The organism is Candidatus Wallbacteria bacterium, from assembly GCA_028687545.1.
In the GTDB taxonomy this organism is placed as follows: domain Bacteria; phylum Muiribacteriota; class JAQTZZ01; order JAQTZZ01; family JAQTZZ01; genus JAQTZZ01.
In genome coordinates this window covers 115,387-129,324 of the sequence record JAQTZZ010000007.1, presented here as the reverse complement: position 1 = coordinate 129,324, position 13,938 = coordinate 115,387, and the positions used below count along the sequence as shown (strand labels likewise).

The window sequence follows — 13,938 nt, the reverse complement described above, 5'->3', positions numbered from 1 at the left end:
TAATTAATTCATAGTGGGGAGGATGTGTATGAAATTAGAATTTGGTTTATGGGTATTGTTGTTGTGCTGCAGTACAACTTATGCCACTGATTATCAGTTAGACTCATATGTTACAACTTTTAATGTTGGGACAACTTCAGGCGCAAGCAGTTTTACGTTAGGTTCAACGGTTACCGGATATGTCGATGCATACACATCAGGATTTTCTGGCACAAATGCATATCTTTCTATTTCCATAACTGGAATCACATTCTCTTCCTCTAATGTATCTAACTATTGGGATAATGGATTTGACTCATGCACAATAACATATCCCCCAACTAAGATATGGGGCAGGTATGATACAACACAACCGTCCAAAACATGCCAATATGTGCTACTGGATTATTACGAAGCTAGCTGGTTCTATGGAGAAAGCGGGAGGAGCCAGTTTAATTTTACACCAACGAGTGCAGGCGATTATTACATACAAGCTAGATTGTTAATTAATAATGGTGGAAATAGATATGTTTATCCTTCTTCCGGCACCACCGATCAGCAGGATTGGTTTGTAAAACGATATAAAGTCAGTATTACTCGACCACCTGTTCCCAGTGTTTCTCCCAATCCTTACTCTTTTGGAGATGTGACTGTTGGAGGATACAAGGATAAAACCTTTACAGTCTCCAATATTGGTGGTGGAACATTGAGTGGTAGCGTTTCTGGTGGTTCGCCATTCTCGATTGTCAGTGGGAGTCCTTACAACATACCTGGAGGTAGTAGTGCATCCGTTAAAGTTAGATTCGCACCTACAAGTGCTGGATACAGTAGTGTTCAGGCTAATTTTACTGGCGGAGGTGGCGTAACCGTATCGATCGACGGCAATGGAGTTACTCGGTCATTGCAATCAGTTGTGTTCAGCCCTACTGAATGTTTCGAGGGAAAGAGTGTCAACATTACGGTGAATGGTAGTAATATTCCGAGTTCGCCTTATGTCTCAATTCAATTATACTCAGATGGATATTTTACAGATACAAACCGTGCTTCCTTAGGTACATATTTCTCTGGCACTACGGCAACTGCCCAATGGACTTCACAATATTATGATAGTGATCCTTTTTTTCGCAATGCTCAGTCTCGATTGATAACACAACCTTGACATGCAGCAATGATACCTGGAATGATGCAGGTGAATTGTGGGTGCAGAAAAAAGGCTTCAATGTTTCCCCACCTTCTTATGATTTCAGCACTGTCAATGTTGGAAGCTCCAAAGATTGCACATTCCGGGTTACTAATACTGGTACGAAATCGTTATCTGGTTCTGCTACCAGCAGCGGATCGCCTTTTACTGTGATTTCAGGTTCACCCTATACGATCTCAGGTGGAGGAAATTATGCCGATGTCACAGTCCGGTTTTCACCAACTGCAGCAATAAGTTCCCAAGGGACCATCACTTTTTCTGCAAGCGGGACTGCTGGATCTGACACTTGGTCAGGCAGCCAGGCAGTTTCAGTTAATGGTCTTGGTTTTGCTCCACCGGAAATTGTCAGTGTTTACTGGTCCAAGACCAGTGCTGTTGTTAATGAAACTGTTTATGCCTATGCGGAAGTAAGAAACATCCCTACTTCAACCAGCGGTTTTTTTGAGATATGGGAGCACGACTGGGTTTTTGATCAATTGCATAATGACCCTGCTGGTGGAAAAATCAATGGTACTGTTGTATTTACAGGTGGTAAATATTTGTTACAAGCATCTTTCACCCCACAATCTGCTACAACTTTACCATTGTATCTTGTAGCAAATATTTCAAGTTGCTCAAAAAGCTCCAAGAATGTAAGCGAACTTACTGTTACTGCACTCCCAAAACTTAAATATACGCCACCTTCTTTTGATTTCGGCACTAAACCTGCAGGCAGCCAATTGTCTGGTACTCTCACGATCACTAATGATGGTGGCGGAACTTTAACCGGGAGTATTGCTTACTCTTCTTCTAATGGACTTGGCATTTCATTTGCAAGTTCATCGTTTTCCATTACTACAACTCCTTTAACTGTACTACTTTCAGGTACTGCTCCAACAGAACCAGGATCATATTCAGGCACCATAACTATTACCTCCAATGGGGGCAATGGAAGCATTCCTATTTCTGTGATTGTACCTAAGTACATTACTGCCGCAAATTTTACTCATCCATCGAAGGGATGGGACGGGCAGACCTGGAACGCAGTCGGGGAGACAAAAGGTTACAGCTACCAATCAAGCGGGACAGTCACTATTTACGAGGATGTTTTTCTCCTTCCTGACACACATGATGGACCATTTGCAGTATCTAACACCAGTAACTTGCCAAATTCATTTGTGTATTCATACAAGTTTTCTAAGGGAGGCACATATTATTTTGACTTTAACATTGATGGCAATGTGAAGCGATCACCCTCATATATCATCGAAATACCAATCATTGATGTAAAGCCGGATCCTACACTCGATTTCGGTCTGGTCAATGTCGGATCATCAGCAACCAAGGAAATTACAGTTAAAAATATCGGCACCGGCACCCTTTCTGGCCATGCAAGCTTTACCAATTCCGGTGGTACAGGGGTTATGTCGATCCCAGAAGCTGAAACCAATATTTTCACTATTGTTACTAGTCCGGATTACAGTATTTCAGCCGGCAACGAATTTAAAATCGGAATAAAATTTTCCCCGACCTCAAATATTTCATTTTCCCAGCCAATTTACTTTACTGGTGGTGGACAAGCATCACGCACAATAATTGGTACTGGTGCGGGGAATTTCACATCTGTTTACTGGAATTGTTCGCCTTTAAAAGTTGCAGCAGAGACTGTAGTTGAAATGAAGGCTCAATTCCAGGGTGTTCTTACTGGAACGCAAGTGGAGTTTCAGGTAATGGAAGATGTTCCTATCATCTCAGATTTCCCGCACGGATCAAAAAAGTACGGTGAAGTCAAACTGTTGAATGGTGTGTTAGTTGCATCAGCTAACTGGACTTCAGAAACTGCAGCAATTTTTTCAACTGATGGCTTTTATTACAATGTCAAATTCACAGCAAACGGTAAGGATTTCACTTCACATTCGCCCTATGATCAGGAACTGACAGTTACACCTGCAGGGCCAGTTCCCCAGATCACACCGCCATCAATCGATTTTGGTATTGTAGGTGTCCCCTCACATACAGGACGGGAAATTGTAGTGAAAAACATTGGTGGAGGCACACTGGAAGGCATAATTACTCCCACTTCCACACCTCCTGGAAAATTTACTTTGATCAGCAACACTTATTCACTCACAAATGAGCAAAGCAAAATTTTTGTAGTCAGCTATGATCCCACTACACCGGAAATTGTTACGGGGAATCTCAGTTTCAGCAGTGGACCAAGTCTGGCTTTGAAAGCAGAATCAAATGGCGATCCGACCAAGCAAGTAGCTGTGAGATTCATTATTGAAAAGGAAAACCTGGTTGATGAAATCAGCTATCTTGAAGTCAGTTATAATGTGCCGATATCGACAGGGGATGCTACAGTACTTTACAAGCGGGTATACCCGAATGCAGATAACAACCTAATTTTCGATTTAACCCTTTCAGAGTTAACTCTTTATGATTACATAGGACCTACCATGTCTCGTTTTATTGTCAGTGCACATACTGGCGGCCTTTTTGACAAAACAATCACAGCATGGAACGTAAAGTTTGACTCATCATACTACACGATCATCACACCCAGCGATCCATCAAAATTCAAGTATTATTGGCCCAAAACGACTAATACCCAGTATGTCAAGCTATTTAACGATAAAATTCAGAGTTACAGAGAAAGTAAGCTTCAGCAGTTCTATACTCTGAAGCCCTGGTCGGCGGAAAACACTGGAAAAGATGTTCTGCTTCTTGTCCATGGGCGCGCTGAAGGAGATTTTGCATGGAGCAGCCAGTATTATGATACCTTCAAGAATGATTTTGAGGTCTGGGAGTTCAGCTATCCATACATGCAGTGGGTGGATGGAGGTGACGGCCTTGCTTCAGCCGACCTGCTCAGTAAGGCTATGGTTCTACTTAATGTTAAGTACCCTGACAGAAAAATCAACATTTTAGCTTACTCCCTGGGCGGATTGGTTTCCAGATGTTGCCTTGAACAGAAGGGGTGGCTAGAAAAGAGTTCCTTTGGAAGATTGATGATGCTTGGTACTCCTAATCACGGCAGTGCTTCATACGTGCTGTATTTGAACGTGGCAAGCACTATCTTCAGGGACTGGGTTAATGATCTAGTGTTATGGGCTTTCGATGCTTGGGCTGGCAACTGCGACGAACACTTGAGTTTCGCCAGCAATCTGATCATGGAATTGAATCCAGCCAATTACTCAAAAACAAAAACCGACCTGATGAAGAGCAAGTATTTTGTACTGGCTGGAATGGATTCAAATGCTTACAAATTTGGTCAATCTCTTAGCAAAGGATCATATTTCCGCCAGGTGGAAAATGAGCCTACAGACTTTTTTGGCGACTCAGTAGTACCAGTAGCCAGTGCTTCTCTTCAAGAAATTGAAGTGCCTCTAAAGGTGGTTGATCTCAGTCACTTTAGTATCAGGTCAGCTGCCAGTGAAGTGCTGCAGTCCGCACTGACTTTCTTCCAGTCAGGCGCTACTTCCGGAACCCCATCTGCGGACATTGAAAATATGAAGAATTTTTCTTCGGTGCTGGTGCAAACTGACGGCAGTGTGATGGAACTGAAAAATAACAGATACGTCCGCAATCCTAATGACATTATGTATATTGAACGTGAAAGCGACAGCAGTAAATACTATCTTCTGCCGGGTATAGGCAGAGACGATGCCTGGTTCAACCAGAACATACCCACTTCTGTGCTAGATGAAGATTTGATACCCAAGATCGATGTTAAAGACCTTACCTGGATACAGGAGTGCAAAGATTACTTAACCAAAGTCAAAGATTTCGACAAATCCTACACCCCCCCCTTCTTCGCCCAGTCTATTCAGGAAAGCTACAATTACTGGCAAGCGATGCTGCTGCCACCGGGAACTTACAGGGTGATGAAATACAACACATTGAATCGTGGTACCTGTTATGGCGGCACATTTACAGTTAAGGCTCTACAAACGAACTTTTTCAGGGTAATGCAATGGGATTCAACCGGCATATCACAACCGATTTCTATGATACCTGCTGATTATGCTCAGGTAGACTCAATGACACCTTACTTCGAGTGGTCCAGGTTCAAGAATACTGACGGATTCACAACTCAAAAAGGATATCAGCTGAAAGTCTGGAAAGAACCGGGTAAAGAGATTGTGTATAACACTGGATTAATAGAAGCGATCTCGGCCTCAACCCATATGTATTCACCCAACCAATACAGTGGTTTTGATTCTGCCGCGCAGGAAAACAAGGTGAGCCAGAGCCTGAACTGGAATCAGAATTACGGCTGGAAGATCAGATATTATGGTTCCACTAACAAATGGAGCACCTGGAGTACTGATCAGCATTTCAGCCCGGTCAATCAAAATCCTCCATATTTCAAAGATTGTCTTGTTACCTACACCAACAGCGCTGATCAGCAAGTAGGCACAACAGTTGCTTCAGATTCAAGGATTCAAATTACTCATGATATCAGTAGAACTTTGTCTCTCAAAATCAATAAAGGAGGAATCGGCGGGACAACTTTTGAGGTGATTCTGCCTGATGGCACTGCACCAACACCAAAATACTGCGAGGAAAGTTACTGGGTTTTTTCAATCATGTCTCCGGTTAAAATCGGATCTTATTATGCCCGCTGCGCAGGAGGAAACTGGGCTGTCATAGATGTCAAAAAAGTAATCAAGACACCAGGACCGGTCAAAAATCTGGTTATCTCTACAAACACCATTGAAATGTCTGTGTCCATGTCGTGGAAAGCGCCGGATGACGATGGAGGATCTCCAATTATTAGATATGATATCCTCCGGGATGGAGCTGCTGCATCTAACAGCCCTGTAACGCAACCATCCTACAAATCGGATGGAAATCACACCTATGAAGTTGAATATACATATTCTGTAAGCGCAGTTAATATAGCTGGACCAGGGCCTCTGGTAGATGTATATGCGCGCTTTGATCGAAATTACAGACCACCTGATCCGATTTCTGTAATAACTGCTGAAGCAATGCTGGCTGAAAAGTGCATTAGGATTAAATGGGATCCACCTGCTAACAATGGAGGACAGCAGATTTTGGGTTATCGCTTATGGAAAGGTTTGTCTACAAGCGAATTAAGCGCACTTAACGTCAAATTGGATGCTAATGCCTCAGAGTATAAGGATTTTGATGTTTTAAAAAATATAACTTACTACTATGCTGTGACCTCTGGTAATACCATGGGGGAAAGCTTGCCTTCACCTGTTGTGAATTCAAGTCTGCAAGTGCCGATAACAAGGTTAACTGTAGCTCTTAATCCCTCAGGAATTGGAGGACAATGGGCTTTCAGAAAAGCCTCCGGCCCTGATACTATCACTCCGTTCTGGAGAAACAGCGGAGCCAGTTGTGAGATTGAGGTAAATGGAACAGTTATTTTCTCCCCTGTGAATGGATACACAACCCCGGCAGATCAGACGATTGTTTACAATGGGACAAATGAATCGCATTCTGCTACATACGTTCCGAACAATAATTACAAAGTTACAGGTTCGGTTAACAGCAATGAATTCATTATTACCCTCTGGAAGGAAGGCGTAGCCATCCAAAATTTCAGTTCCTCAGATGGTAATTTTCAATTCACCGGTCTGAGCGCTAGCAGTTTTGCTGTTGTGGTAGAGAAGGAATACTACTATCCAAGTCGGAAAGAGTTTACATTCTCAACTTCCGATGTGAATCTTGCTCAAATATTATTAACAGAATATCCTCCAGAATCTCCCCAGCAACCCTTGCCAACTCTATATTCTGGTGCAGCTAGAGTGGACCTGAATAACGACAAGATTGAAGAAGATGCAAAAGCAGGTGATTTGATTACAGTACTTGATTCAGGGCAACAGATTGTTGGTGCTAAACTTGTGGATACGTCAGGAATTTACAGATATCTACCAGTTGCATCTGACGATCCAAGTACAATTGCTGATGAGGGCGCGTCTTCCGGTGAAACACTTATCTTCCGTATTAATGAAGCCCCAGCTTCACCGAATGCAGTTAAAGACGGTGGAGGCAAAGTCATTACAGGATTCAACATTAGTACTCTCGGGATCGAAAGCCGGGAATTCACCCGTAATTTGAGGGCAGGCTTAAACAGAACATCTATTTCGATGAATCTCGATAACCCTTCAGTGGAAGTTGCTGTAGCTGGAATAAGAGACAAAATAGAATTTATCTGGGGTAAAAAAGGATCGAGTTTCTTGACCTACTACCCTAATGACCCTGTTAATAGTAGTCTCACCACTCTCGAACCACTTTCTATTTACTATATTTCTATTAAGGCTAACAGTTCTTTGTACTTAAAAGGAATAAAGATTACTCCACCCAATGTAGTAAAACTTAAAAAAGGTATGACGACTGTGCCAAATCTCTGGTGGAATGTCAAAATTCTGGATGTTATCAAGCCAATATTCGAGAAAGTCGACTCAATATGGGAGAGGACACCAATTTCAAGCTCCGGATGGAACATCTACAGTAAAATTGACCTTGTTCCAAACAATTTTAATCTTACTCCTACCAGTGTGCTGTACATTTTCTGTAATGAAGCTGCTGATTTACCGTATTAAAATGGAGGCATTATGAAAAGTATTTTTTCTTTGTTAACTTTGATAATGTTCATTTCGTTTGCGGCCGCTGCTGATTTGACACCCACAGATACAGAGCAGTTTGGAATATTGTGTGGACGATTGATTATCAATGGAGTTTGTGCTGCCAAAGGGACAACCATAGAGGCCTATCTAGAAAACGGAATGAAATGCGGCGAAGCTGCTACAAGCATACCCGGTCATTTCACCATGGTGATCAATGGTGATATTCCCCAAACGGAAGCAAAAGAAGGACCAACCATAGGAGACAAACTGATTTTTAAAGCTAACGGAAAGACGGCAAAAAAAGTTGATGGTTCAGATGAATGGCCCGGCAAGTTCAAGAGATCAGACATATTGCTCGTACTTGGTGACGATGATCGTGGAGCACCTGTGATCGTTGAGGTAAAATCGATCGGTGATAATAAAATTACCGTCAGCTTCAATGAACCGATTCTTTTCAACACAGTGAAAGGAAATCTAGAGGTTCAAAAGTCTGGTAAACCAGTTGAAATTTTGGAATACACATGCTCGCCAGATTTGGACGCAATTACACTAAAACTCAGTAATGACAGATTAACCGGGGAATTCAAATTAACGGTAAAAAGTATCAGTGATTTCTCCGGCAATCTTATGAATCGGGAGGCAGTGTATTTCGTTACTTTGCCGGGTGAGTAAAGATGATAGGTACCCTCCCCCCACACACAACCACCTGCAATTTTGATAATAAATGGTGAGCGGAATGAAAAAAACCTATCATCCATCTGAAGAGTCTTTCTTTCTTCTTGCGATTCTTCTCCTATTCATTCTATCCGACTGCGTCCCGCCGAAATCAATTTCACCGCTTTTCACAGACAAAAACCTGATCTTCGAGGATCGTCTAATCGGGAACTGGCTGCTGGAAACAGACAAGAATTCAGGAAATTTCACCATTACCAAGGCAGGCGAAAAATCCTATTCCATGGTTATGACCGAGAAAGACAGCGGTACGTCCGCCAAGGCGGATCTCCATATGATTGCAATGGGTATTAGAAAATACGCTCGGAAAGCCGAAAATAACAACAGTCCGTTGCCGCTGGTGAAGGGACGGTCCCTCTCCGCTGCGCTCCGGGGATTAAAAAACTGTAGCAGTCCTTTCACAAGTTCAAGACCTGCAACAGTTTCTAAACACAACCGAGGAAGTGTACACTGACTCCACGGCGGATCTGTGGAAGTGGTACCTGATGGCCGGGCAGATGGATTGTTATGAGAAAAAATCTATTTCTGCAGACAATGAGAGCGCATTGAAATGGTGCCAGGTCGTGGCTTGGGTAAAGGTTTTAGCTCACTCTATTTGTTGTTGAGTTTGGTGATGTTACTTTCGGATTTTCCTTGAGAAGATGAACTTATGCAAAAATTAGGTAGTGCAAAAAAAATCAGCCAAACTATCGCTTTGTGCTTTTTAATAATCTCTGTACTTTTTCTTTCCGGCTGCGATGGATACAAATGCCAGCGGTTCGACATCACCTTCGAAATCAATAATGATATGACTCTCCGCACAGTTATTTATTACAATCACATAGAATCTACTTCAACAACCCCGGAAGTGCGAGTTGAGAGCATGAAGAGTTTATACGCTGGGTTGAAGGAACCTCATGAAGTGAACAGCCAATTTTCCAAAGGATTGGTAAATGAAATGTACGGCCTGCAAGATGGGAAGATCAAAATACTGAATAAAAATCCCACTTTCTGCGACATAGAAGTCAGAGGAAATTCTCGCAGTCTCGCAGGCGGGATTTTATTGGGCCAGGACGAAGCTGCAGGTTATAATTTGGCTTGGACCTCAGATTCATTAAAGGTTTCTCGAATGCCACCGCCTAAGAATAAGGATGTAGTTAATTTCTGTTCATTCTATCATATTACCCTGATTTATTCTGGTGAAATCCTCACTTCCAATGCTAAAAATTTCAAGCTTGGTACCCACCGGCTTGACTGGGATGAGTCCGATGGCTGGAACCGGATGATCGAATTCGAGCTGAAGATAAAGAAGGATGAAAAAAAAGACAATTAATGAGAGAGTCGACCTGTATGTGAACTCATCTGAAATCGTCCTGCATTAATTCGAATTCTTCCACCTCATAAACAGGCGCGGAATTATCACCGCGCCTGTTGCGTTTATAAGGATTGAGAATATTTAGAGCCCATTTAGAGCTCGGAAGAAAGCTTGACCGGCCATGTTTCCCGGATATAATTGTATCAACAACGGAGCAGGAGAAACTTTTGAAAGCTAGATTGCTGATCATCCTCCTTTTTTCGTCGATTCTGGCATTCGCCGCATATGACATGACCCAGATCCAGGATCTGGTGGATAAAATGCAGCAAAAGGGCATGACTGACATCAAGCTGATTTATGATTGGGGTGACGGAAGTCAGGCTGTTCTACCGATCACCAAATTATCCGAAGGCAGTCCTGACCACTTTTACGAAAAAGAGGGAAAATACAAGATCACGCTTAAGATTTCCTATCGTCTGAACGGCAAAGCACAGGAGAGCGTAGCTGAGCAGAGAAACTTTGTATTTAAATCTGAGAAACTGGACTGTAACCTGCAGGCAGTTGTTCCAGCCGAAGCCGATGAAAACTCTCCAGTTAGTTTCAGCGGGAAACTCATTTTTAAAGAACAGCTTTCAGTCAAGAATTTAAAATACCAATGGGTAACTGATGAAGAATATAACCAGTATGAGGAGGGTGAAAACGCCACCCACAATTTCCCATTGCCAAACGGCGATACCAAACCATTTTATTCTGTGAAACTGAAAGTTATTTTTAAGTACCAGAAAAGCGATCTGAATGCCTGGTTTCCATATGAACTGACAAAGGAATTTAAGATCAGGATCAGGCAGAAAGAAAAGCTCTCGATCAGCGGATATACCGAAAAAATTAAAATGGCTGCCGGAAAATACACTGAACCGTTTTTTCTCGTGATCCGCGACCACAACATTTACAACAGCGAGGAATTCTATACGGATTCCAAACTGGTTTACAGGCCGGTCGTTTTTCAGGATGGAAAGCCGGAATATCCTGAATTCGTGACGCTCAGGAGTAATATTCCGCTGGCGCCACCCTACTTGAAGGATGATTTCTATACCGAGATCACCTATCTTCTGGAATTCGACAAGATTCAGCCAAGTATTCAGACTGAAAATGGTAAACGATTCGTGAACCTGACGATAAAGGTAAACGACCCGCAGGGACAGATTGTCCGCGACGCCAAAATAGAGATGGAGTAGAGGGGGGAACATGCAGAGGATAGTGCTTTTAATCGGAATGATTGCGGTGATTTCGGCGGTCTATGCAGAGACATCGGCTCTGGACCTTCGGCTGAAATCCGATTCTGCTCTGTCAGAGAGGCAATTTTTCGAGGACGGGAAGCTCGATTTTCTCTCGTATTACCTGACTCTGCAGAAGGTCAGACTGGTGCTAAACCAGAAAATTGCCACCATAGCGGAAACCGACCGTAACCGGCTCCTCAACGATCTCGACAGCCTTTCCGAATCCGAACAGCATTTGATAAATGAAGTCATTTTCAGCGAAAACAATCAGTCTGTTTATGTGAATCTGGTTGTGCGCAACCTGAACCATCTCTCGCTGGACCCGCAAAAACTCGAAGCCTATCTGTATAAACCGTTGATTGAAGCGATACTTGAGAAGTACCAGGCGAGTGGGCTTGATTATATTGCGAAGTCAGATCTTTTTCTCCTGAATCAGCTTTTATCGAAAATCCGCTCAGCTGAATCCAGTGGCCTTTACAGGGATCTCATTGGCAAGACGGATTTTTCACAGCAGGATCTGATCGCCATCCAGAGCATAGGCAGTTCATCGGCCAGGATAGTTTATTTCGACCTGAAGCATTTGTCTCTCGAATCCAGGCTGCTGATTCCAGGCAACAGCTTCGCAGGTTTCACAGTGGAAGAAATCCTGGATGACAGGATCGTGCTGCAATCGAACAGTTCCATGGAAAAGATTACACTTTTTTACTTGAGTCAGGGCCGGGAAAAAGTTGCCAGGTCGACTGCAATCGTGAGAAAATACCGGATCTGTTTCATGTTTGACTGGTATGACAGCGACAATTCTTTTTATCTCAAGCGTGGAAGTCAATATAATCTCTATCTCAAGGTGGTCGATTCGAATAATCAGATCGTGAAGGAATCCACGGTTTCCTGCAACGGTCAGACCTGGAGTTCCAATCCGAATGGAGTGATCACCTGCCATCTCAAATTTGATCCATCTGACCCTGAGCAGTCATTGACATTCACTTCTCCGGAAGCCCAGAGCGCGACCTTCAAATTCAAGCTCAACCCGATCGACGCATTTTTTACCTATAATGCTTCAGCCGTCGGTACAGCCGGTATCGGCGGAGACGTCCTGGCTTTCGACGTCACCGGAGCCGTCCACCCAGGCTATAAAATCGGTGTACGCTTCATGTGCCCGGATGTTTCGAACAAGAATCAGGACAGCGTGGTTTACACCATCAATCCGTCTCTGGGGGCATCTCTCTCTGCAAGCCTCGGCCCGAAGCTCCAGCCATTCAAGATCCAGGCTTTCGATTACAACCTGGGTGCAGGGGCGCAAGCCACGGTTTCCGGCTCGATCAAAGTCATTGCCGGCATCAATCAGGCCTTTCAGTTTTATAAGCCTTACAGCGACGACCGCAAAGCGCAGGTAGTCCTTTTCGCTGACAAAATGATGGACTTTGTGCCTGTAGCCAAGCCCATCATGAGTTCTCTCTTCGCCAAGATGAGCGGAGTGAAGACCACGGATTACATGACTGAAGCGAGCCTGACCCTGGCTGGAGAAACTTCGCTCAGCGGGAATATCGGGGCTCAGCTTGGCCTTGTGAACAATCAGGATGCAGTTACAGGCGCTAATCTGGAAATCGTTTCCGGGACCGCTACCTTCAATACTGGAATCGAAGGCGGGATACTCTCCGGGATGACTGAATTCGGACCTACCACAGACAGATATTCTGTCTGCCTGAAAAGCGGCCTTTCAGGGAGCTTTTCTGCAGCCAAGCTTTCCGCCAGGATCTTCAAGACCAGTATCATGCCTGACTATTTTTTGATGGACAATTCCGGTTCCCTGGGCCTGAACTTCATCTTCCGCTTCGACCAGAACATGAAATTCACCCGGAGTTACCTGATTCTTTCCACTGGATACCTGATCCGCAATAATATTTATCATCAGTTCGTGAAAGACCTGATCCGGCAGGTTCACGAATCAGGTGGAGCTTCATCTGACTACGCTGAATTGATGAAAATCTCAGGCGTGGATAAGAAGCTGATCCTGATCCTCGACAAGGATAAGACAAAGCAGTTCTTCGGCCAGTGGCTGGCTTTCGCGCAGGCTCTGCTCAAGAACAATGACCAGCAGAACGGCGATACTGTCGTGGCCAAGGTCACAGGTATGTTCGGAGCAGTCAACGAAGCTTTAGACAGGATGGTGGACTGCCCGGTCGTCTATGTCAAGAAAACCAATCTGATTCTCGACACCTTCAGACCAGGATTCAACCTGGAGCTTTCCGCTGGAGTCAAAATCAAACTCGGAGTCAGCACGCAATTCAGTAAATGCAAGGAATTCCAGGATGAATTCGGCTATTTCAGCCGTTTCCGCTTCCTGCCTGTGGAAGACGCGAAATACTGTAAGGAACTGGCCAGGGCTGATCGTGATGTGGCTTACCTGATGGGATCGATCAAGGATTATGTCATGGCTGAAGTCAGCAATACAGCCACTTACATTTACCAGAAAGCCTCTGACGGCACAGTGTACATAGTCCAGAAGGTGAGTGACGGCGCAGTGTACGTGATCAAGCAGGGTGTCGACGGCACAGTGACAATCGTGAAAAAGACCGGCGAAGAAGCGAAGAAAATCTGGAACTCAGTGCTGAACGCAGTAGGCAATGCAGCCCAGTATGTCTATGATCAGGGTTCAACTGTCATCAATACTGTAGGCGATACATTAAGCGGCATCTGGCATAGTATCTGGGGCTAATCTGAATGACGCTGCGTTGTGTTTTGGGCAATGATTAGGGAATGACCAGGCACAGCTACTAATTGTTTGATCACAGCTAGAGCTGAAGACTTATCCCTGCGAAGGCGTTCAAAGGCGTCCCGAAGCCTTTGGCTTCAGGATAAGAGGCTCTAACA

Annotated in this window: 7 protein-coding genes; all 7 read left to right on the top strand. The window is 44.0% G+C overall.

Annotated features, from left to right (window positions below; translation table 11 throughout):
- The first annotated feature begins 28 nt into the window (after positions 1–28).
- The 7 genes from PHW04_05300 to PHW04_05270 all read left to right on the top strand — a co-directional run bounded on the left by PHW04_05300 (position 29) and on the right by PHW04_05270 (position 13,783).
- Positions 29–1,138 (top strand): choice-of-anchor D domain-containing protein, encoded by a 1,110-nt coding sequence (locus tag PHW04_05300; protein MDD2715293.1) that lies wholly within the window; start codon positions 29–31, stop codon positions 1,136–1,138.
- Between the two features lie 41 nt (positions 1,139–1,179).
- The gene (locus PHW04_05295; GenBank protein MDD2715292.1) at positions 1,180–7,740 is read left to right on the top strand and encodes a choice-of-anchor D domain-containing protein; all 6,561 of its coding nucleotides are present in this window, start codon (positions 1,180–1,182) and stop codon (positions 7,738–7,740) included.
- A 12-nt stretch (positions 7,741–7,752) separates the two neighbouring features.
- Positions 7,753–8,436 (top strand): hypothetical protein, encoded by a 684-nt coding sequence (locus PHW04_05290; GenBank protein ID MDD2715291.1) that lies wholly within the window; start codon positions 7,753–7,755, stop codon positions 8,434–8,436.
- 64 nt (positions 8,437–8,500) lie between these two features.
- Positions 8,501–8,950, top strand: a complete 450-nt coding sequence (locus PHW04_05285) for a hypothetical protein (GenBank protein ID MDD2715290.1) — start codon at positions 8,501–8,503, stop codon at positions 8,948–8,950.
- 195 nt (positions 8,951–9,145) lie between these two features.
- Positions 9,146–9,808 (top strand): hypothetical protein, encoded by a 663-nt coding sequence (locus PHW04_05280; protein ID MDD2715289.1) that lies wholly within the window; start codon positions 9,146–9,148, stop codon positions 9,806–9,808.
- A 209-nt stretch (positions 9,809–10,017) separates the two neighbouring features.
- Positions 10,018–11,025: a hypothetical protein gene (locus PHW04_05275; GenBank protein ID MDD2715288.1), complete on the top strand. Its 1,008-nt coding sequence runs from the start codon at positions 10,018–10,020 to the stop codon at positions 11,023–11,025.
- Positions 11,026–11,035: 10 nt separating this feature from the next.
- Complete coding sequence (locus tag PHW04_05270; protein MDD2715287.1) at positions 11,036–13,783, top strand: hypothetical protein; 2,748 nt, start codon at positions 11,036–11,038, stop codon at positions 13,781–13,783.
- Positions 13,784–13,938 lie beyond the last annotated feature (155 nt).